The organism is Parasphaerochaeta coccoides DSM 17374 (assembly GCF_000208385.1).
GTDB classification, from domain to species: Bacteria; Spirochaetota; Spirochaetia; order Sphaerochaetales; family Sphaerochaetaceae; genus Parasphaerochaeta; species Parasphaerochaeta coccoides.
Genome location: NC_015436.1, coordinates 526,287 through 546,123, shown reverse-complemented (window position 1 = coordinate 546,123; position 19,837 = coordinate 526,287). Strand labels below are relative to the sequence as shown.

Annotated in this window: 21 protein-coding genes and 1 tRNA gene; 7 read left to right on the top strand and 15 right to left on the bottom strand. The window is 51.2% G+C overall.

Features of this window, described 5'->3' with window-relative positions:
- Position 1: 1 nt before the first annotated feature.
- From ispG to SPICO_RS02335, 3 genes are all read right to left on the bottom strand, one after another.
- Positions 2-1,054 (bottom strand): flavodoxin-dependent (E)-4-hydroxy-3-methylbut-2-enyl-diphosphate synthase, encoded by a 1,053-nt coding sequence (ispG, locus tag SPICO_RS02345; RefSeq protein ID WP_013739088.1) that lies wholly within the window; start codon positions 1,052-1,054, stop codon positions 2-4.
- A gap of 215 nt (positions 1,055-1,269) precedes the next feature.
- Positions 1,270-1,701 (bottom strand): flavodoxin, encoded by a 432-nt coding sequence (locus SPICO_RS02340; RefSeq protein ID WP_013739087.1) that lies wholly within the window; start codon positions 1,699-1,701, stop codon positions 1,270-1,272.
- A gap of 33 nt (positions 1,702-1,734) precedes the next feature.
- Positions 1,735-2,298, bottom strand: coding sequence for a DUF3793 family protein (locus SPICO_RS02335; protein ID WP_013739086.1), 564 nt, complete (start codon positions 2,296-2,298; stop codon positions 1,735-1,737).
- A gap of 182 nt (positions 2,299-2,480) precedes the next feature.
- On the opposite strand from SPICO_RS02335, the gene SPICO_RS02330 reads away from it, so the two are divergent.
- Entirely contained in the window at positions 2,481-2,846 is a 366-nt protein-coding gene (locus SPICO_RS02330) for a hypothetical protein (RefSeq protein ID WP_013739085.1), read from the top strand.
- A 17-nt stretch (positions 2,847-2,863) separates the two neighbouring features.
- Here SPICO_RS02330 and udp read toward each other — a convergent pair whose 3' ends face one another.
- The 7 genes from udp to rsgA all read right to left on the bottom strand — a co-directional run bounded on the left by udp (position 2,864) and on the right by rsgA (position 10,074).
- Positions 2,864-3,649, bottom strand: coding sequence for a uridine phosphorylase (gene udp / locus SPICO_RS02325; RefSeq protein ID WP_013739084.1), 786 nt, complete (start codon positions 3,647-3,649; stop codon positions 2,864-2,866).
- Positions 3,650-3,797: 148 nt separating this feature from the next.
- The gene (locus SPICO_RS02320) at positions 3,798-4,226 is read right to left on the bottom strand and encodes a gamma-glutamylcyclotransferase family protein (protein ID WP_013739083.1); all 429 of its coding nucleotides are present in this window, start codon (positions 4,224-4,226) and stop codon (positions 3,798-3,800) included.
- Between the two features lies 1 nt (position 4,227).
- Positions 4,228-4,869 carry a pyroglutamyl-peptidase I gene (gene pcp / locus SPICO_RS02315; protein WP_013739082.1) on the bottom strand — a complete coding sequence of 214 codons (642 nt, stop codon included), beginning with the start codon at positions 4,867-4,869 and terminating at the stop codon, positions 4,228-4,230.
- Between the two features lie 35 nt (positions 4,870-4,904).
- Positions 4,905-5,819 carry a DUF979 domain-containing protein gene (locus SPICO_RS02310; RefSeq protein WP_013739081.1) on the bottom strand — a complete coding sequence of 305 codons (915 nt, stop codon included), beginning with the start codon at positions 5,817-5,819 and terminating at the stop codon, positions 4,905-4,907.
- 3 nt (positions 5,820-5,822) lie between these two features.
- Entirely contained in the window at positions 5,823-6,503 is a 681-nt protein-coding gene (locus SPICO_RS02305; RefSeq protein ID WP_013739080.1) for a DUF969 domain-containing protein, read from the bottom strand.
- A gap of 234 nt (positions 6,504-6,737) precedes the next feature.
- Positions 6,738-9,089: an endonuclease MutS2 gene (locus tag SPICO_RS02300; protein ID WP_013739079.1), complete on the bottom strand. Its 2,352-nt coding sequence runs from the start codon at positions 9,087-9,089 to the stop codon at positions 6,738-6,740.
- The gene (rsgA, locus tag SPICO_RS02295; protein ID WP_013739078.1) at positions 9,070-10,074 is read right to left on the bottom strand and encodes a ribosome small subunit-dependent GTPase A; all 1,005 of its coding nucleotides are present in this window, start codon (positions 10,072-10,074) and stop codon (positions 9,070-9,072) included. The genes SPICO_RS02300 and rsgA overlap by 20 nt, the downstream gene beginning before the upstream one ends.
- A 152-nt stretch (positions 10,075-10,226) precedes the next feature.
- Between rsgA and SPICO_RS02290 the strand changes: the two genes are divergently transcribed.
- Together SPICO_RS02290 and SPICO_RS02285 are read left to right on the top strand one after the other, a co-directional pair.
- Positions 10,227-10,742 carry a pentapeptide repeat-containing protein gene (locus tag SPICO_RS02290; RefSeq protein WP_169310044.1) on the top strand — a complete coding sequence of 172 codons (516 nt, stop codon included), beginning with the start codon at positions 10,227-10,229 and terminating at the stop codon, positions 10,740-10,742.
- Entirely contained in the window at positions 10,739-11,323 is a 585-nt protein-coding gene (locus SPICO_RS02285) for an MBL fold metallo-hydrolase (RefSeq protein WP_013739076.1), read from the top strand. Before SPICO_RS02290 ends, SPICO_RS02285 begins: the two co-directional genes overlap by 4 nt.
- On the opposite strand, the gene SPICO_RS02280 is transcribed toward SPICO_RS02285, so the two are convergent.
- The 5 genes from SPICO_RS02280 to SPICO_RS02255 all read right to left on the bottom strand — a co-directional run bounded on the left by SPICO_RS02280 (position 11,306) and on the right by SPICO_RS02255 (position 15,319).
- Positions 11,306-12,301, bottom strand: a complete 996-nt coding sequence (locus SPICO_RS02280) for an RluA family pseudouridine synthase (RefSeq protein ID WP_041394988.1) — start codon at positions 12,299-12,301, stop codon at positions 11,306-11,308. The genes SPICO_RS02285 and SPICO_RS02280 overlap by 18 nt on opposite strands.
- Positions 12,298-12,642, bottom strand: coding sequence for a hypothetical protein (locus SPICO_RS02275; RefSeq protein WP_013739074.1), 345 nt, complete (start codon positions 12,640-12,642; stop codon positions 12,298-12,300). Before SPICO_RS02275 ends, SPICO_RS02280 begins: the two co-directional genes overlap by 4 nt.
- Positions 12,639-13,346 (bottom strand): YggS family pyridoxal phosphate-dependent enzyme, encoded by a 708-nt coding sequence (locus SPICO_RS02270; RefSeq protein ID WP_013739073.1) that lies wholly within the window; start codon positions 13,344-13,346, stop codon positions 12,639-12,641. Before SPICO_RS02270 ends, SPICO_RS02275 begins: the two co-directional genes overlap by 4 nt.
- Before the next feature lie 310 nt (positions 13,347-13,656).
- Positions 13,657-13,728: transfer RNA gene (locus SPICO_RS02260), tRNA-Val, on the bottom strand.
- 82 nt (positions 13,729-13,810) lie between these two features.
- Positions 13,811-15,319, bottom strand: coding sequence for an IMP dehydrogenase (locus tag SPICO_RS02255; protein ID WP_013739072.1), 1,509 nt, complete (start codon positions 15,317-15,319; stop codon positions 13,811-13,813).
- A 338-nt stretch (positions 15,320-15,657) separates the two neighbouring features.
- Between SPICO_RS02255 and SPICO_RS02250 the strand changes: the two genes are divergently transcribed.
- The 4 genes from SPICO_RS02250 to SPICO_RS02235 all read left to right on the top strand — a co-directional run bounded on the left by SPICO_RS02250 (position 15,658) and on the right by SPICO_RS02235 (position 19,818).
- Entirely contained in the window at positions 15,658-17,001 is a 1,344-nt protein-coding gene (locus SPICO_RS02250; protein ID WP_013739071.1) for an ABC transporter substrate-binding protein, read from the top strand.
- A 95-nt stretch (positions 17,002-17,096) separates the two neighbouring features.
- Entirely contained in the window at positions 17,097-17,939 is an 843-nt protein-coding gene (locus tag SPICO_RS02245) for a carbohydrate ABC transporter permease (RefSeq protein WP_013739070.1), read from the top strand.
- Positions 17,936-18,769, top strand: coding sequence for a carbohydrate ABC transporter permease (locus SPICO_RS02240; protein WP_013739069.1), 834 nt, complete (start codon positions 17,936-17,938; stop codon positions 18,767-18,769). Before SPICO_RS02245 ends, SPICO_RS02240 begins: the two co-directional genes overlap by 4 nt.
- Positions 18,766-19,818: a LacI family DNA-binding transcriptional regulator gene (locus SPICO_RS02235; protein ID WP_013739068.1), complete on the top strand. Its 1,053-nt coding sequence runs from the start codon at positions 18,766-18,768 to the stop codon at positions 19,816-19,818. Before SPICO_RS02240 ends, SPICO_RS02235 begins: the two co-directional genes overlap by 4 nt.
- Positions 19,819-19,837 lie beyond the last annotated feature (19 nt).

The following is a 19,837-nucleotide window of genomic DNA, read 5'->3' as shown; positions in this document are numbered from 1 at the left end:
TTCAGAACTCCTCTACGACGTCCATCAGGACTTGTTCGACATCTTCCGCCGACACGTCCCTCACCAGTTTTCCACGGACATACAGGAAAGCCTTATGGCCGATTCCTGTGATTGCGATGTCGGCATGGGAAGCCTCTCCCACGCCGTTGACCTGACAGCCCATGATGGCGACAGTCAAGGACTTCTGTATCTGAAGCAGCCGTGGCTCCAGTTTGGCAAGCAGGCTCTGCGTATCAAAGCTGTATCGACCGCAACGGGGGCAACTTATGACATTGATGCCTCCCGCACGCAAGCCAAGCGTACGAAGAAGCTCTACCCCGGCCTGCACTTCCGTCTCAATACTGCCGGTGATGGAAATACGTATGGTGTCGCCAATACCCTTCTCCAGAAGACGCCCCAACACCCAGGTGGAACGGGTCACGGCGGAAACAATGCCGCCCGCCTCCGTGACACCGAGATGCAGGGGAACATCGCTTTTTTCAGCAAAGCGGACGTTCACATCGTAGGTAAGGGATGGATCGGATGCTTTCAGCGAAACGACGATATCATGGAAATCCATATCATGAAACCAAGAGACATATTCTAAGGCAGTATCGACCATCAGGTCAGACGGCTCCTTTTCTGTATGCTTGGGTAATGAGCCGCTGTTCAGTCCTATCCGGATTGCCACGTTTTTTTCTTTTGCAGCCCGCACGACTTCCTCAACCTTCCACGCTGCGCCGATGTTTCCAGGATTTATCCGTATCTTATGGGCACCGGCCTCGATTGCCGCTACGGCCAACCGATAGTCGAAATGAATGTCAGCCACTACTGGCATGGGACTTTCCGCGCAGATGCGCCGGAAGGTCTGCCGATGTTCGTCATCCGGATAAGAAAATCGTATGATGTCGCATCCCATTGACTTGAGCAGGCGTAATCTATGGAGCAGGGACTCCACCGCTTTGTCATCACCGTTGGAAGGAAGGGGCTCGTCCCACATGGTCTGGATGCGTACAGGGCTGCCTCCTCCCACGATTATATCTGCTATGGATACAGGTGTAGATTCCCTCGCCACGACATGCCCTCCAATCTTCCGGCCATACGTCAACCAGACGAAACTACTCTACTCTATCTTGAGAAAAAAATGAAGAGCATGCTTTACATTTGTTTAGTATTTTCATGAAACGACCACCCGGCAGCGACTCCGGATGGTCCAAGCGTTCTTTATGATTTACCCGATGGAGTTCGGGATGCATACCATGTTCAGGCTATAATCATCAAAGTCCCCAGTCAGAAAGATGCCAGTCCCGCGCCTATTTCCTTGGCTTTTGCCAGTTCTGCATTTCCAGGGGTTTCATTGACAATGAAGCCTTCTCCTTGATAAATGATGGCTCCGGCAGCGGTTGTTCTGCTTTCCCAGTCCCTCATCCACTGTCCATCTCCCCATCCATAAGAACCGAACAAAGCAACCTTTCTGCCGGAAAGAGAAGATTCGATATCCGCAAAGAATGGGTCGAATTCCATTTCCTCAAGGGTTTCCACACCCATGGAAGGACAGCCCAAAGCTATGACATCGCTAGACAGGACATCTGTTTTATTTACCTTAGAGACAGGTGTAAGTACAACCTCTGCTCCTGCCGTTCTCGCTCCTTCCGCAATGGCTTCCGCCATGGCCTCCGTATTACCAGTCTGACTCCAATACACAACTGAAACTTTTGCCATTTCAAGACTCCTCATTCTTTTCAAGTTTTACATTCATGCGACTCCAGCAAGCTGCCGGAAGGAATACCCATGATCATACAGGCGACATAATCTCTCGCGACATCGATCATAACAGGAAAAAATTTCCTGCGCTTTTTCTTGGTGTGCATAGACTTTCCAATAACCGTCCAACAAACTTTTCTGTCCTTTGCTGTCGATGAAGCCCAACACATCATGCAAAGGGTATCCCAGGAACAATCCGACTTCATGGGGAAAAGAAGTTCCACAGCCGAGAGTTGAACAAAGATTTCCAAGCAAATCTTCAAGAGTTCCGTCCACAGGATACCCCAGGGATTTCAAATAGCTTGAAATGGCCGGAAGGGAAAGTTGAGCTTCCAAAGCCCGCTCATGATACACAAGGAGCAATTCATGGGAAAGACATCGGCACACCGTGCGAAAAGCAAGCCCCGTACCGTCCATGTCCGCCGCAAGAGCGGAGAGTTCCGATGCAAAACCTTCTTTCCTCATCATCCCAGCGCAAGAAACAAGTCCCGCGGGTTTGATGCCGCTAATCACCGGAGCACAATGGAAAAGTATTGTTCTTTCCAAACTTGACATTCCAGCCTCCGGATTTGCCCCTTGATGGATAAAAGTTAGCAATATCAAACTTTCTTGTCAATCCAGTCGCTTCCTTTTCCTTTATTTTCGTCTTCCAAGGACAGAAGGTGTGAAATCATATCTTTTCTAAAGCGCTGAAACGCCCCTGTCGTCTCCTGTGTTTCCTACATCAGGGGGAAGAAATGGAACGGGAACATGGTTTTTTGACGGATTGCGGTCTGTATGAATGTCTGTATGGAGCCATGCATGGACTTTCCTGCATGACTCGGAAGATTGATTATTCATGTTACCGCACTGGCATCACCGTGACATCCGCCACACACGGACATCACGGCGAGGGGCATATGCTCCGATTATCTTTCCGTCTTCCCTATTTCATGAAATCTGGCGCGAATCGGGAAAAGGAAGTCGGGAAACAGGAGCCCCAGAACATGCGCGACATCCGCAGTCAGTTCTTTCCGCTTTCCGCCAGAGACGTTCTTCGTCCTGATGACATCACCATCTCCCTTATCATTGGGAGAAGCGTGACTATCTTGTCATTAGAATGATGCCAGAAAATGGAGAATCATTTCCGCATGGAACGGTCGTGGGCTATGAGTATCCTGAGCGCCTCGACGGTCACAAGAACGGCAGTCTCCGTATCATGACGGATGATATTCTCCAGCCCGGCTTTTTCTCTTTCTTGGTTGCCGACAACAAAGAAATCACTTCCGCAACGGACTCCCAGTTTGCTTGCCGCGACAAACAATGCGGCACTTTCCATCTCTGAGGCAAGAACACCGAGTTTTTTCCATGCCTCCCACTTGGGAAGCAGTTCATAGGAGACAGGCATGGCTTCCGGCTCATGCTGTCCGTAGAAAGCATCCTTACACTGGACGATGCCCATGTGGTGACGCAATCCCAACTTTTCAGCAGCCTTTTTCAATGATTGTGCAACAGAGAAATCACTCACGGCGGGAAATTCAATGGGAGCATACTCCCGGCTTGTCCCTTCCATGCGGATGGCGCCGGTGGCTATGACCACATCACCTGATTCCACAGGCAGTGCAATACCCCCACACGTGCCGACCCGGATGAAGGTATCAGCGCCGCATCTAGTAAGTTCCTCAATGGCAATTGATGCCGAAGGCCCACCGATGCCTGTACTGGTCACACTCACCATTTCTCCATCGAGATATCCCGAATACGTGGTATATTCCCGGTTTGAGACGACGAAACGCCCATCATCGAAATGACGAGCGATACGTTCGCAACGTCCGGGGTCTCCGGGAAGAATGACATAGCGACCTACATCTCCTTTCTTGAGATGAACATGGTATTGCATTCCCGTTCCCTGCATATAATCAGTCATTGCATTACTCCTTTGAGCCACGGATGAAATGAGGACATGACATCCTGTGGGAACACAACGTTATCATATGCAACGAGGTCTGTCAAAAAAACAATGAAGTTGCGGCTTCCGTCGGTTTTCATCGGCTTCCGTCCGCAACTCCCTTCCTTCATGTATTGTTTTTTCTCATGAATGTACGCCAGCTTCCGTCGGGTAAAGGTATCACTGGATTTTCCGGAGAACCAAGATCATCCCGTCCATACCAATATACATACGCTTCCGTCCAGGCATCGGTTCCCGGAAGGAACACAGGCGTGACGATACGTTCATACTCATTGTCCGCATCGCCAGGACCAAAATAGTTCTCCAGTACATCGAGCATTTCCAGCGTATCGTGGAAATCCTCAATCTCCAGAAGTTCCCCTTCCACCCAGTCATCGCCCGCAAGCAACGCTGGATACCCTTTTGCCAATTGGTGGAAGATCTTGCCTTTCACCTGTCCTGCCTTACGGGAAAGGACTTTACCGACAAGTACCTTCCTATAGTTGAAAAAACCCTCCAGCAAGCTGCCGTACACCCATATCCTCATACATTCCATGTCAGGATTCCCGACCTCCCGTTACTTCTGTATCCGTGAGATTCTTTCCGATTGCCCGAATGGAAGCCTCAAGAGCAGTCACGATATCACCTAGAGCCAAAGACGGAGTATTCGGTCGCCCGATAACTTGATTGGGGATGAACGGCACATGGATGAACCCCCCCCGCACGCCAGGATGAGACTTGGCAAGATGATACATCACCCCATACATCAGGTGATTGCAAACAAAAGTTCCCGCTGTATTTGAAACACTTGAGGGGACACCCGCCTTCCGCATTTCCTCCACCATGGCTTTGATAGGAAGCGTGGAAAAATACGCAGGTTCTCCATCCTCGAAAATCGGGCGATCGACGGGTTGGTTCCCTTCGTTATCCGGAATACGAGCATCATTGACATTGATTGCCACACGTTCAGGCGTCACATCGAAACGTCCTCCGGCCTGACCGATGCACAGTACGACCTGAGGCTGATGCTTCCTGACTGCGCTCTCCACGGTATCGATCGATTTGTTGAATACCGTAGGAACCTCCACTTTTATGACGGAGATACCATCAAGTTGGTCGGCGACCAACTTGACAGCCTCCAGGGCCGGATTGACTTTCTCCCCTCCAAATGGATCAAAAGCCGTCAATAACAATTTCATGTATCTCTCCTCAAAACCATTTCCAGGCAACCATTTCAGAACGCAAGGATATACATCAGCACAATGTGGACAAACAGCATGGTGATTGCTACCGGAGCCTGAGCCTTGATGATGACATACTTGTTCTTTGTCTCAAGAAGCGCGGCAGGCATGATATTAAAATTCGCAGCCATAGGAGTCAGCAAAGTACCACAATAGCCGGCAGTCAGACCAAGCGCACCGACCACTACGGGATTTGCGCCTTGCATGATAAGGAACGGAATACCGATGCCAACGGTAATAACGCTGAACGCAGCGAAACCGTTGCCCATGATGATGGTGAACAAAGCCATTCCAATGCAGTAGACAGCCACGGCAATGATCCGCATCCCTTCAGGGATAATGGCGGACACGCCATTGGCAATGACTGTACCGACACCCGCCGCTGTGAACAACGCACCAAGAGCTGCCAGAAGTTGAGGCAGGATACCTACCGGTCCGACATTATCCATCAGGCGTGAGCCATCTGTGACTGCGGACTTCGCAGGCGCTTTGGTAATTAAGAATACAACGAGAAGAGCAACAGCGGCAGAAATACCAATGGCATTATTCGCGCCAAAAGGCAGGAATGTCGCGGCAAGCACTGCTACAAGAGCAAGACATAGCGCAGGAATGAACACCGTATAGCCGAGTTTATTGGCATTACTCCTGGTGGTTTCCTCGGACGGCACATCGCTCTTGCTTTGGGTGACGCGCTTAAAGGCGGTCAGCACAGCGATGATCAGCACACAGGCACCTGTTACCCAATGAGGAAGATATGGACCAGCAATGAAAGTGAATGCAAGAATAAACCAGAAAAGCGCCGTGGTGATGCGTGTTGCAAGGGTTTTATCATTGAGCGCCTTCAGCCCAACCAGAATGAAAATCACTCCAATGACACAGTAGAAAAATTCAGCAATGATGTTATTCATGGTTCAACCCTCCTTGCCCTGATATGTGGCGGCAAGCTTGCGGTCAAGCAGGATTGCATGAACCCATCCGACCAGGACGGAAACGACAGCGATAGGAATGGACATTGTAGCAATCTGCAATGCATTGACCTCGTAGCCCTGCTCCACAAGAGTCGAGACGATGAGCAAGGTTCCGGAAGCCCCCATGAAGCAGTTCTGTGCAAAGAAATTACCGAAGTTCTCTCCGGCAGCGCTATACCCTTTGATGGTATCTTCGGTCTTCTCGTCAATTTTCCCGAACTTCGCTACAGCCGCGCCCTGGGCCATAGGATTGATCAAAGGTCTGACGAACTGCGGGTGGCCACCGAGTCTCAGGGAGAACGCCGCAGCAACGGTACGGATACTCTGGTATAGAGCGATTATCCTTCCCGTGGTAGCGTTCTTAATCCCGCGGATGAAATCAACAGCCTTATCCTTCAACCCGTACCTTTCGCTGATACCAATGACGGGCAAAGTCAACACAAATAATGTGGCGGTACGCTGGGTGATGAAGGATCTGCCAAGGGTATTCAGTATATCCATGACAGTCATACCGGCAACAAGCCCTGTCACGACACCGGCAACGACAACCGTCGCAATGGTGTCTCTCTTGAGGATGAAGCCCACAATGACTATCACCACTCCGATAAGTTTCAGTGCTTCCATCTCCTTTTCTCCTTGTTTAATTGAGATTGATGTAACATAGGATAACATATCTCTTTTGTTCAGCCAATTTCAAAATGGAAAATCACTGTATAAAAATGCATGAAAAACTGTATAAATGAGGTGATGTCGCCGAATATCTTTAATATATATTCATTTTTGTTCACATATATGGTGTTATTGGGAAATTTTCTTGATGGAACAGGATTTTATTGACACACAGAACACCTTTACAGCTTACAGCTCCACGTAGGTCTTCCCCATACCGCCCTCCTCCGGGCGTGCGAAGAAACGCTTCTTTACCGCGGGAAAGGAATCAAGGAAATTCCCTATGCCTTGGGCAAGTATCCCGTCCCCATAACCGTGAATAATCTCAAAACCAGACATATCATGGACAATGCAAGCCTCCACACGGCGGGAAACTTCCTCAAGCGCCTGATCCAACGTCATCCCCCGTACATCGAGAATCGGAGACGGACGAGGAGAAGCCGTGGCATAGGAGATAACCGAAACTGGCGTCTCCCTTCTCCTGACAGGGTGGATGTCTTTCTCATCAATGACCATACGCATGACCCCTACCGAAACCTCCCATGAGTTTTTTCCCTTTTTCCGCAGAAGCCGTCCTTCCTTCCGTGCCGTACCGACAAGGACATCCATCCCTTCAGTCAAGAGCGTAGCATCCTGCGTCCGATTGAATGTACGTTGCCTGTCCTTGCGGGAAACCAAGGCATCCCGCTCTTTCTTTTCCTTCTCCTGAAGGTCAGCGATGAACTGCTTGGCACGGAGCGTCTTCTCCCTGCTAATCTCACCATGACGAAGGTCGGCAATGAGGTTCTCCAAACTTTTCCGGGTATCCGCGATGTAAGAGGAAAGCTGCGCCATGCCATCTTCCCTCACCCTGACTTCTTCTTCAAGCAAAGTACGGGAGCGTTCCCTGGCTTGGGCAAGGGCAGACTCCAGGGCTTTTTTGTCTTGAGCCATTTCTTCTTCCATCTGCCGTGCCCTGCGTTGCTTTTCTTCCAAATCCCTGATGATGGTACTGATTCGCACGGCCTCTGTTCCGAGATACTTCTGGGCAGCAACAATGACCTCTGACGGCAAATCCATCCGACGGGCAGTCTCAATGGCATGGCTTTCCCCTGAAATACCGCTGACCACCCGGAAGGTCGGCCTATGAAATTCCTCGTCAAACTCCATGGCGGCGTTGAGCAGACGGTCAGAACCGTAAGCATACTGCTTCAACACCCCGTGATGGCTGGTGACCAAAGTAAGGAACGCATGGTCAAGACAGTATTCCAAGATAGCTCGCGCCAGAGCCGCTCCCTCCGCAGGATCAGTGCCACTACCCAGTTCATCAAGGATAATCAGGCTGCGCGGAGTCGCCTCCTTCATGATGAAACCTATGCGATGCAGGTGTCCGCTGAAAGTAGAAAACTCCTTTTCGATGCTCTGATCGTCCCCTATGTCGCTAAAGATTCCATCAAACAAAGGCAGGGATGTGCCTTCTTCCGCCGGTACGTATCCGCAGAACTGATTGAGAAGGGCAAAAAGTCCGACAGTCTTGATTGTCACCGTCTTTCCACCGGCATTCGGCCCGCTGAACACCACCCCGTCTATGCCCGGTGGTATATCAACGGTCACCGGAACCGCCTTGCTTCCCAGCAGGGGATGTCGAGCGCCGACCAGACGGCAGGGAATGTCATCCGAACGATGCACGACGACGCATCTGTTCCTCCCTGCCCATGAAGCACACGCGTACAGGGCATCAGCTTCACCAATGATACACTGCAAAACCTTCACATCATCAAGGACAGCCTTGACCGTCGCACTCAGGGCGGAGAGGATACGGGCAATGCACATCTGTACTTTCTGTTCCGCCAGCACAACGTTGTTATTCAGACCGACAAGGGGAAAAGGCTCCATGAAGGTAGTCGCTCCACTGGCACTGCTCCCATGGACAAAGCCAGTCACCGTAGAACTCTGGTCAGAGCGCATTGGTATGACAAGGCGACCGTCACGCAACACCGGTTGGTCATTACGGACGCTTTGGCTGTTCTTCAGAAGAAACTCACGGCTGTAGGCTTGCCGCTCCCCACGTATCCTTTCCACATCACGGAGCAGCTTGGCAAGTTCGGGATGGCTTTTTTTCACGGTACCAGGACTTTCCATGATGGAGAAGATTTCCTTCTCCACCGGGGCAAGCGTCACGGGAAATGCCGTGAACAGACCCGCCGCAGGATTGACAGCCTTCCCCTCGTCCTGTTCTTCGCAGAACGCTTTGAACTCACGGGCAGCGGCGATATATCCACCGACAGTGTAAATGTCTTCGCCGGCCAGAACCGCCGCCGGTCGGTCGAGGAGATTGAGAATTCCGGAGATATCGGGAAAGCCAGAGGGCGCGGGGCGCAAAGAATCCTGACGGAGACGCATGATGTCTCCTACCAAGAGCTGTCTTTCCTCCCACTCATCCGCAGTGCGGACAAACCTGTCCCTGCTTAATTCTTCCTTGCCCTCGCTACTCAACGCATGAGTGGCGATAGATGTCGTCACCGTCGTGAAACCGAGATCCTCAAGCGTCCTCGTGTGCATCCCATTCCTCCTTGTCCCATGTATCATCAGCATATCGGTTCCTCTGCGCACGTGGCCGCACAGCCCATGAAGGTGCCCTTTCTTCAAGCGATGCAAGCATCCTCAGATAGCTTTCATACCGGTCTTCATGGATAAGCCCGGCGTCGGCGGCATCACGGACGGCGCATCCAGGCTCCTCATCATGCAGGCAACCCTCGAACTGACAGCGGACACGGTACGAAGCAAATTCAGGAAAAGAAGCCTCGATTGCGTGCGGATCATCATGAGGAACTGATATTTCCCTCACTCCCGGAGTATCAATAAGGGTAAAGTCTTTTCCGAATAGCATGGTGGCATAATTGGTGGTATGCCGTCCACGGTCAAACTTCCGGGATATCCCGCCTGTCCGCTGCACAACGGTTCCGTCCAAGAGAGCATTGATGAGAGTAGACTTCCCGACACCGGACTGACCGATGAAAGCAACTGTCTTCCCATGGCAGATTCCCCTGACTTCATCAAGTCCTTCACCCTGTGCCGCTGAGACGCGGATTGTACGGTAGCCCAGCTCAGAGAACAACGCGAAACGCTCGGCCTCCGCATCCTTCTGGGCGATGTCGCATTTGTTCAATATGATCACTGTCTCGACATTCCTGCTGCAAGCAATCACCCGGTCGATGAAACGCGGGCGGAATGGAGGGGACGCCACGCTGGAAACACAGACGACAATGTCCATGTTCGCCGCGACAATCTGGTTCCGCTGACCTTTTTCATTCCAGCGGGCGAAAAAACTGGTGCGCTCAAGCCTCTCAAGGATCAAAGCCTCGCCGGAACCTTCCACAGGCTGGAACAATACCCTGTCGCCTGCGACTATGGGATTGTATTCCCCAGCGGCCTGGACAAGCTGCTTGCCTTTGATGCGGCAGAGATATGCAGTCCCGTCGGAATCAATCACCGTATAGATATTATTGATGCCACGGGTCACTGTCCCTTCCACAGCCTCTCCCACTTTCTCATCCTCCCCACTCACCATGTTTTGTCATGGTATAAGGATTCAGGAGGATTGACAACATCAGTCAATCTGGTAGTGTGTGAAGCATGTTCAGTTTCATCAAATGCGCACAACCGGGATGTACGGATTTCGTTTGTGACGATGAGCTCATGTGCAGCCTTCATACTCCGGACAAGGAAGGCGTGAAAGCGCGTGCGCGTGCTGCCATGTTGTCAGCTTCTCCCATGGGTGACCTGTCGCTCGGTCATGCTGAATTTTCCGGGGAGAATTTCTCACGGGGAAAATGGGTCACCTGTTACTTGCCCTGGAACACATTCCGCAATTGTTCTTTCTCCGGTACACAGCTCATTGCATGCTATTTCAACTTTTCCCTGTTCGTCGCCTGTGATTTCACCGGCCTTGATGCCCGCTATTGCGTATTTGCCGGTTGTCGTTTCATTGACTGTGATTTTTCCGACTCCTTGCTTCTTCATTCCAATTTCATGGGAATCGAAGCTCATTCTACTGATTTCTCCCATAGTGACCTCAATTACTCAACCTTCCTCTCGTCTTCCCTTGAATCTGTAAAATTCGAGGATTGCAGCATGAAGAATACTGACATGGGTTTCACCCGTCGGCAGGATGTTTCTTTCCGTTATTCAAACTACGATGAGGCGAAGGTATGAAGATATTCCCGCATTTTTCCGTTGTCGGCTTCTGTAACACGTACTTGGTCGGAGGGCCAGCTGGCGGACCGGCAATCATCATTGACCCTGGATATGTGGACAACGACTTGATCAACCTTATCCAAAAACAAGAATATGTCATCACAGATGTACTGTTCACCCATTCCCATGATGCCCATGTCAAAGGCGTAGGGACTTTGATGAAGGTATACCGCCCGCGTCTTCATGGCGCGTTCTCCCGAATCAGGAGTTTTCCGCTCTTGCCGGTCTCTCACAATGAGATTTTTTCCTGCGCCGGTCTTTCCGTCATGCCGATTCATGTCCCCGGACATTCGATTGATTCCATGGTCTACAGGATTGGTGACGCTCTCTTTACCGGAGATGCCCTGGCAAGCGGACATGTGGGAAGTACCAGCGGCTACAGGGAACATGCCCTCTTGGTGAACATGGTGACATCGCGGCTTCTGAGCATGGATGATCGCCTGCTGGTTTTTCCTGGTCATGGAGCGCCAAGCTCAATCCTCATTGAGAAGCTGTTCAACCGGGATATCGAGGACCGGGCTTCATACTTGGGGAAATGATCCTCCCGCCTCATGAACAAGTTCAATGAAACGCTGGGGAACAGGCGCGCTTATCTTCAGGTGTCGGCCATCTGAAGGCCGGGACACATCGAGCAAGCGGGCATGGAGCATCAGTGTCACACCTGGGAAGCTCTTTCGTCTTCCTCCGTAGACACCATCTCCGACCACAGGATGTCCCAGATGAGCCATATGAACCCGTATCTGGTGTGTGCGTCCTGTCATGATACGAATGCGCAGGAGCGTGCAAACACCATACCGCGCCACGACTCTCCAGCGGGTTTCAGCCCTTTTTCCTTCCTTCCCCGTGGAAACGCGGAATTTCTTCCTGTCGTTCCTGTCCCTGGCAAGGTTGGTGATGATAACCCCCTCGTCATCCTTCATGGAGCCTTCGACCAAAGCAATATAGTGTTTGACGGCAGTATGTTCTGAAAATTGCCGCGCCATGTATCCATGGGCAAGACGGGTACGGGCAATGACCATGACCCCGCTGGTATCTTTGTCAAGACGATGGACAATTCCAGGCCGCAGAAAATCCGTCCTGTCCACCGCCTCGTCCGTTTCGTCACCAGCGTCTTCGTGCTCATCTTGGCCGCCATATGCCCGGATGAAATCCGGCCCGTAGCGGAATACAAGGGCATTGACAACAGTCCCGTCAGGATTCCCTGCCCCCGGATGAACGACAATCCCTTGGGGCTTGTCTATGAACAGAATGTCGTCGTCCTCATAGAGAATATCCAAGGGGATGTCCTGCGGCTCGATATTCCCAGGAGGATTTTCCTGCCAATACAGGATGACAGCATCACCGGGAGCAATTGCCTTGCTTCTCTTGACTTCACGTCCATTGACCATGATTCGGGAAGAAGCATCCCCGATGATGGAACGACTGACCCCGCTTGCCGCCGCAAGGTAGGCATCAACACGCTGCTTTCCGTCCGCATCGTCAGGGACAATGGACTCGAACACATGGCACATGTTCATTTTTCCTGCATCTCTCCCAAGATGAAATCCACCAAGACAATGCCCAGGGAAATACCCGCGGCAATGCCGACCTGCGTCAACATGCGCCGGGAATCTGGTGTAATGTGAGCGGCTCCGAACTGGTTGACGGCAAGGTTATATCCGAGCATGGTCGCCGTAAGAGTAATGGGCATGGAGCCGAAGAAAATTATTTCAGCACGACGCACCTTCCCTGACCAGATGGGAAATTCATCCTTCTGGTATGGTTCATAGTCCTTCACCGCATCCGCGGCGGCAAGCGGTTGCAAGATGAAAGCTCCGGCAAGGCACAGGAGCACAAGGACAAGGATTGGTTTCTTCATAGTGTTTCCCTCTGTCCGAACAGTGTAGTTCCCAGCCGCACCAAGGTCGATCCTTCCTCCACGGCTACGGGATAATCAGAGCTCATCCCCATCGACAGGACGGAAAAATCCTGGGACGGAAAACGTTTGATGCATTCATCACGCAGGGAACGCAGTCTCCGGAATGCTCTGCGCACAGCATCCTCGTCTCCTTCAAGGGGACCAATTGTCATCAGTCCGCGAATTTTAACGCCACCCAGGGAGGAAATTGCTTCCACGGCACTGAATAGGTCATCTTCGGTGGTAAAACCTGATTTCGATGATTCCCCGCTTGTGTTGTATTCAAGCAAAATCGGCATGACCCTGCCGCGCTCCATTGCAACACAGGATATCTGGCCAGCCAAACGCAGGGAATGGACTGAATCAATGGCATCGACCAAAGGAACGACCTTCCTTACTTTGTTCGACTGGAGATGTCCGATAAGATGGAGTCTCATCCCCGTGGGACGCTCGGAAGGCAGAGGGAACTTGTCAACGATTTCTTGTACCCTGTTTTCCCCAAAGATACGCTGGCCTGCCTCATATGCTTCCAGTATGGTCTCATACGGCCGTGTCTTTGATACAGCCATCAAAGTGATGTCACTATCCTGCCGTCCACTCAGGGCAACATGCTCCCTAATTGTCCGCCGAGCCTCCGCGAGGCGGGATGCCAAAGTCTTCTGCATCAGTAATTGACTCCCCCTCTCTTTTTTCTGCCGGTTCCTACGTGTCCGCGCACAAACACGGATATCCCATCCCATCCGGAACTATAGCGCAAAGAAGGACAGAGTCGCCATATTTTTTCTTCCTTGCCTCAGAGAATGCGCCCTTTTCTTTTCTCCGCTGGTTTTCATCCGGATGTGTTCACAAAATCCCCACAGCCATGAGTCTTTTTTGGGGGAAAGTATGTTTTTCCACACAATCCTACCATCAGTGATACTTAATATAATAAAACCGCCACACATCGTGCAGCGGTTCCTCTTGCGACGGTCAAAATGAGCGGAGAGGGATTTGAACCCCCGACCAATTGCGTGTAAGGCAACCGCTCTCCCACTGAGCTATCCGCCCGCGCGAAAGAGAAGGTAGCATGACGTGATGGCGTGTGTCAACGCAACACATCATCCTTTCTTCTCCTTACATTGCCCTATTCCTACTTTATCTGCGTATTATGGGTATCCTTGAGAATGACATCATGCGCTCCACCTTCCACGATGCTGGTGGAGGAAACCAAGGTCAGCCGTGCTTTCTCCTGTAGTTCCCGTATGGAAACGGCTCCGCAGTTGCACATTGTTGAACGTACCTTGGCCAGCGACAAACCCATGTTGTCCTTCAGCGAACCGGCATACGGCACATAGGAATCGACGCCTTCGGCAAAAGACAGCTTGTCGCTGCCTCCCATATCATACCTCTGCCAGTTGCGTGCGCGGGGAGAACCTTCCCCCCAGTATTCCTTCAGATAATTACCATTGATATTGACCTTCTGGGAGGGACTTTCATCGAAACGGGCAAAATAACGTCCAAGCATCAGGAAGTCCGCGCCCATGGCAAGGGCAAGCGTCATGTGGTAGTCATGAACCAGACCTCCATCGGAACAGATAGGAATGTAGATGCCTGTTTCCTCAAAGTATTCGTTACGTGCCTTGGCGACCTCTATGACCGCCGTTGCCTGCCCGCGTCCAATGCCCTTTGTCTCCCGTGTGATGCAAATGGAACCGCCCCCGATTCCCACCTTGACGAAATCCGCGCCGCATTCTGCCAAGAAACGGAAGCCGTCCCTGTCAACGACATTCCCTGCGCCGACCTTCACCGAATCTCCGTAGGCAGAACGTATCCATCCCAGCGTGCGTTGCTGCCATTCCGTGAATCCTTCGGAAGAATCGATGCACAACACATCAGCGCCTGCCTCGACGAGTGCTGGAACTCTTTTTTCATAATCACGGGTGTTGATGCCTGCTCCGACCACATATCTCTTGGATTTGTCCAGAAGTTCGTGAGGATTCTCCTTGTGGCTGTCATAGTCCTTACGGAATACAAAACCCCTCATGTTTCCCTTGGCGTCAATGATAGGCAGGGCGTTCAGCTTGTGTTCCCAGATGATATCATTGGCTTCGGAGAGGGTTATGCCGTCCCGACCATAGATAAGTCTCTCAAAAGGAGTCATGAAGGTCGAGACGCGGACGGTCGGTTCCATCCTGCTGGGACGGTAGTCCCTGCTTGTCACTACGCCGAGGAGCCTGCCATTCGGAGAACCGTCATCAGTCACTGCAATGGTCGAATGTCCAGTTTGTGCCTTAAGTGCCTGTACGTCCGCCATGGTCTGGTCGGGGCGGATATTGGCGTCACTGGAGACAAAACCTGCCTTGAACGCCTTGACCCTCGCCACCATGGCGGCTTCTTCCTCGACCGACTGGGAACAGTAGATGAAGGAAAGCCCACCTTCACGAGCCAATGCCTCAGCCATCTTCTCTCCACTGACAGACTGCATCAGTGCGCTCACCAAGGGGATGTTCAAGGTAATGGCGCTTTTTTCCCCACGGCGGAACTTCACCAAGGGAGTCTTGAGATCGACATTCGACGGAATACATTCCGCCGAGGAATAACCCGGTACCAGCAGGTATTCGCTGAAGGTGTGGGAAGCCTTGTCATAATAAGTTGCCATCGTTTTCTCCTCAGGTGGTTCCATGAAGCGGGAATGACTGCTTTCAAAGTTTAGCAGACATAATGAACCAAAAAAGTAAAAAAAACAAGAAAAGTGATGAAACTTCGTCCATGCAAGAGGCACCATGCGAAAAGCCCGTACATCTGTACAGAAGAAGGAAAATTCGTTCCCGGATTATAGCAGAAAAAAATCAAAATATTTTTAGTTGACCGGTTTAGAAAACCGGTTTAGCATTGAGTTGGTCTGGAGAGAGGCACTCTGTGACGCAATATTTCATGACATCACGTAATGCCCCCTCTGGACAGCATGACTGCGGATTGCCGCAAAAGGAGATTGCAATGAAAAAGACCTTGGGTATCATCATGGCTCTGATGCTTGTCACCGGTTTGGTTTTTGCCGGTGGAGACAAAGAAGCATCACGTTCTCAGGAAATTTACTTCCTCAACTTCAAACCGGAAATAGCATCTGTGTATGACGAGGTGAGCAAGGCATATGAAGCCGAAACAGGTGTACGGCTGAAGGTCGTCACCGCCGCTTCAGGTACGTACGAGCAGACATTGACCAGTGAAATCGCGAAGAATGATCCTCCTGTCATCTTCCAGATCAACGGCCCCGTCGGCTTGAAGAACTGGATTGCTTATACCGCTGACCTGAAAGATACTGCTCTCTATGGTATTTTGAGTGACAAATCACTCGCCGTTACCAGCGGTTCAGGAGTCTATGGCATCCCGTATGTCGTCGAAGGCTACGGAATCATCTACAATGACGCCATCCTCCGCAAGTATTTCGCGCTCCCTGGCAAAGCCGTTTCCATCAGCAGTGCCACGGAAATAAAGGATTTCGCTACTTTGAAGGCAGTGGTCGAGGATATCCAGAAGAACAAAGCCGCGTTGGGAATCGGAGGAGCTTTTGCTTCGACATCCTTTGCCCCTGGCAATGACTGGAGATGGCAGACACATCTTCCGAACCAGCCCCTGTTCTATGAATTCGATGCCGCCAAAGGAAACGGCAGTGCGCTTGAAGCCGGACTGGCAGCCAAGGAAGTCGCTTTCTCATACGGCAGCGCTTTCAAAAACCTGTTCGACCTGTATCTGAACAACAGCATTACCGCTCCCGGCCTTCTCGCCAACAAGAGTGTCGATGACTCAATGGCCGAATTTGCTTTGGGTCAGGTCGCCTTTGTGCAGAACGGTAACTGGGGTGCCGGTCAGATACTGGGCGTCCAAGGCAATACCGTGAAGAACGAAGACATCAAGTTTCTTCCCCTCTATTTCGGCGTCCCTGGTGAGTCACAATATGGCTTGAACATCGGAACCGAAAATTACTTTGCCATCAACAAGACTGTTTCAGCAGCTAAGCAGCAGGCGGCCATTGACTTCCTGACATGGCTGTTCTCCAGCGAAACAGGCAAGGGCTTCGTCATTGGCAAGCTTGGCTTCATTGCCCCGTTCAACACCTTTGGACCGAACGAGCAACCCTCTGATCCTCTTGCCAAGGAAATCGTCCGCTGGCTGAACGCTCCTGGCGTGACCAGTGTACCCTGGATATTCCAGGCATTCCCCTCCAATGAATTCAAGACGGTTTTTGGTTCTGCTCTCCTGGAGTATACGCAAGGCAGCAAGACGTGGGCACAGGTCGAAGATATCTTCCGTTCCACATGGAAGGCTGAATCTTTGTACTGAGCACCAATGTGAAATTGTGAATGGGATGAGAGCCGTCGCATGACGGCTCTCCAGTGCTTGAAAACCCTTGCATCCCGAATGCAATAGGAAGGAACATGCAGAACACACTAAAAAAATATTTCGCTTTGTTCGCCCTTCCAGGACTCTTGGCCTTTACCATGGCCTTTGTCGTCCCTTTCATCATGGGCATCGTCTTGTCCTTCACCCAGTTCACTACGGTTACCAATGCTTCATGGGTAGGACTGGAAAACTATATCAGGGCGTTCCAAACTCCGGATTTCCTTAATTCCCTCTGGTTCACGGTGAAATTCGTCATCGTCTCGGTGCTGACAATCAACATCCTTTCTTTTTTCCTGTCCTTGCTTCTCACCCGCTCGATTCCTGGAACAAATGGATTCAGGACAATATTCTTCCTTCCCAATCTGATCGGTGGAATCGTGCTCGGTTATATATGGCAGATGATCCTCAATGGGGTACTCCAGCCTTATGGCGTCACGCTGACAAGCAATCCGACCTACGGTTTCTGGGGGCTTGTGATCCTGATGACGTGGCAGATGACCGGTTACATGATGGTCATTTATGTAGCTGGCATACAGAATATCCCCCGTGAGCTGTTGGAAGCAGCGGAGGTTGACGGCGCCGGACGGTGGCAGACCATCAAGAACATCATCATTCCCGCCATCATGCCTTCTGTGACCATATGTCTCTTTCTGACCGTCACCAATGGCTTCAAGTTGTTCGACCAGAACCTTGCCTTGACCGCAGGAGCGCCTTCAAAACAAACAGAGATGCTTGCCTTGAACATATACAACACCTTCTATGGACGTGCGGGATGGTTTGGTGTCGGCCAAGCAAAGGCTGTCCTTTTCTTCATCCTCGTCGCAGCAATCGCACTCATCCAGCTCCAGATAACCCGCAAAAGGGAGGTAGAACAATGATTCGCATGAAAAAGTCCTTATGGGGCGTTTCCGCCCTGCTGTTCATCCTTGCCATCCTGTTCCTCTCCCCAGTTCTCATTGTCTTGATGAACTCTTTCAAGGGCAGGCTTTTCATCAGCAATGCGCCCTTCGCTTTCCCTGATGAAAATACTTTTGCCAGACTTGCCAATTATTATGAAGGCATCTTCAAGATAGGCTTCTTCAGCGCCTTCGGGTATTCCCTGTTCATTACAGTATTTTCTGTACTCGCCATTATCTTGTTCACCAGCATGTTGGCATGGTACATCACCAGGGTAAAGACTCCTCTCACGCGCTTGATTTATTTTGCCTTGGTCTTTTCCATGATAGTTCCATTCCAGATGGTGATGTTCACCATGAGCAAAGTCGTGAACATGTTGCATCTCGATACTCCCGCGGGTCTGATTGTCGTCTATCTCGGCTTTGGAGCGGGATTGGCCTCCTTCATGTTCAGCGGATTCATCAAGAGTGTTCCGTTGGCTCTTGAAGAAGCGGCCATGATTGACGGATGCTCCCCCCCGCGCACTTTCTTCTCTGTCGTATTCCCTATGCTGGTTCCTACAGCCATTACTGTCGCCATCCTTAATGCAATGTGGATATGGAACGACTATCTGCTCCCCTACTTGACCATCGGAACAAATCACAAGACTATTCCTATTGCGATACAATATCTGCGTGGCGGTTATGGAGCCGTGGACATGGGGGCCATGATGGCCATGCTTGTGCTGGCTATGATTCCTGTCATCATCTTCTATCTTACCTGCCAGAAGTACATCATCAGCGGAGTAATCGCAGGAGCTGTAAAGGGATGAGCATATACCATGACAAACGTCCGACAATCAAAGACATAGCTGCCGCATCCGGGTACAGCAAAACCGCAGTATCCTTTGCTTTCAACGCGCCTTCCCGCATCAGCGTGGAAGCCCGTGAAAAAATACTCGGATGTGCCCTGACCTTAGGCTATGTGCCTGATCCCATGGCGCGCAACCTGTCTTTGAAACGGTACAAGTCAATTGGTTTTCTCCTCCCCCAGGTAATTGGCAATACGCTCCGTAACCCTCACATCACAGGTGTCCTTCAAGGCATAGGAACAGTATGCCAGGAACACGGCTATACATTGACTCTCATTCCTCCCGTTGACGGAAGCATGTCCGAAGCAGTACGCGGTGCTGCCGTCGATGGGTTGATAACGATGGGTATGAGCGTTGAGATGAAAATCGTCGATATGATGAAGTTACGGAAGCTTCCCTATGTGACCATTGACGGCACACCGTCGGAAGGGATGCCTTCAGTCAATATCAATGAGGTCGAGGCGGCATATCTCATCATGCGTGAAGTCCTGAAGGCGGGACACCAGTCAATCGTCATCATCGCTTTGAACAAGGACTCCTTTGAAGCGGCGGACAAATCGATGAATGTCCCCACTTTGCGGCTCAAGGGTTACCACAAGGCGCTGAGGGAAGCCGGCATAGACCCACAAGGAGAAGAAGTCGCGCATCTGGTGTGCGACACGACTCTTGAGGAAGGTCGGAGGATGGGTCAGATTGTGTACGCCATGGAACGACGTCCCACCGCAGTGGTCAGTATGAGCGACATTGTGGCGATAGGCGCCATCCTCCATTTCCATGAATCAGGGTTGCTTGTTCCGGATGACATGTCCGTCGTTGGTTTTGACGACATCCCCGAAGCGTCTTTTATTACTCCTCGCCTCACCACGATACGCCAGTCAAGCGTAGAGAAAGGAACACTGGCGGCGCAAGCTCTTTTCCGTGCTATCAATGGAGAAGAAATCGAATCGAACAGGATGGAGCTTTCTTTCACCATACAGGAACGGGAATCCCTGAAAAAACTCGTTTCCTGAGCTTCCGAGGATATACACG

What these genes read in the sequence shown, in the direction of transcription:
- SPICO_RS02300 (WP_013739079.1), bottom strand. Translation starts at nt 9,089, where the DNA reads ATGCACACGAGGACGCTTGAGGATCTCGGTTTCACGACGGTGACGACA.
- SPICO_RS02240 (WP_013739069.1), top strand. Translation starts at nt 17,936, where the DNA reads ATGATTCGCATGAAAAAGTCCTTATGGGGCGTTTCCGCCCTGCTGTTC.
- SPICO_RS02255 (WP_013739072.1), bottom strand. Translation starts at nt 15,319, where the DNA reads ATGGCAACTTATTATGACAAGGCTTCCCACACCTTCAGCGAATACCTG.
- SPICO_RS02320 (WP_013739083.1), bottom strand. Translation starts at nt 4,226, where the DNA reads ATGGAATGTATGAGGATATGGGTGTACGGCAGCTTGCTGGAGGGTTTT.
- pcp (WP_013739082.1), bottom strand. Translation starts at nt 4,869, where the DNA reads ATGAAATTGTTATTGACGGCTTTTGATCCATTTGGAGGGGAGAAAGTC.
- SPICO_RS02335 (WP_013739086.1), bottom strand. Translation starts at nt 2,298, where the DNA reads ATGTCAAGTTTGGAAAGAACAATACTTTTCCATTGTGCTCCGGTGATT.
- SPICO_RS02330 (WP_013739085.1), top strand. Translation starts at nt 2,481, where the DNA reads ATGGAACGGGAACATGGTTTTTTGACGGATTGCGGTCTGTATGAATGT.
- SPICO_RS02235 (WP_013739068.1), top strand. Translation starts at nt 18,766, where the DNA reads ATGAGCATATACCATGACAAACGTCCGACAATCAAAGACATAGCTGCC.
- SPICO_RS02245 (WP_013739070.1), top strand. Translation starts at nt 17,097, where the DNA reads ATGCAGAACACACTAAAAAAATATTTCGCTTTGTTCGCCCTTCCAGGA.
- SPICO_RS02270 (WP_013739073.1), bottom strand. Translation starts at nt 13,346, where the DNA reads ATGCAGAAGACTTTGGCATCCCGCCTCGCGGAGGCTCGGCGGACAATT.
- SPICO_RS02250 (WP_013739071.1), top strand. Translation starts at nt 15,658, where the DNA reads ATGAAAAAGACCTTGGGTATCATCATGGCTCTGATGCTTGTCACCGGT.
- SPICO_RS02290 (WP_169310044.1), top strand. Translation starts at nt 10,227, where the DNA reads ATGTGCAGCCTTCATACTCCGGACAAGGAAGGCGTGAAAGCGCGTGCG.
- SPICO_RS02310 (WP_013739081.1), bottom strand. Translation starts at nt 5,819, where the DNA reads ATGAATAACATCATTGCTGAATTTTTCTACTGTGTCATTGGAGTGATT.
- SPICO_RS02285 (WP_013739076.1), top strand. Translation starts at nt 10,739, where the DNA reads ATGAAGATATTCCCGCATTTTTCCGTTGTCGGCTTCTGTAACACGTAC.
- SPICO_RS02305 (WP_013739080.1), bottom strand. Translation starts at nt 6,503, where the DNA reads ATGGAAGCACTGAAACTTATCGGAGTGGTGATAGTCATTGTGGGCTTC.
- udp (WP_013739084.1), bottom strand. Translation starts at nt 3,649, where the DNA reads ATGACTGATTATATGCAGGGAACGGGAATGCAATACCATGTTCATCTC.
- SPICO_RS02280 (WP_041394988.1), bottom strand. Translation starts at nt 12,301, where the DNA reads ATGAACATGTGCCATGTGTTCGAGTCCATTGTCCCTGACGATGCGGAC.
- SPICO_RS02275 (WP_013739074.1), bottom strand. Translation starts at nt 12,642, where the DNA reads ATGAAGAAACCAATCCTTGTCCTTGTGCTCCTGTGCCTTGCCGGAGCT.
- SPICO_RS02340 (WP_013739087.1), bottom strand. Translation starts at nt 1,701, where the DNA reads ATGGCAAAAGTTTCAGTTGTGTATTGGAGTCAGACTGGTAATACGGAG.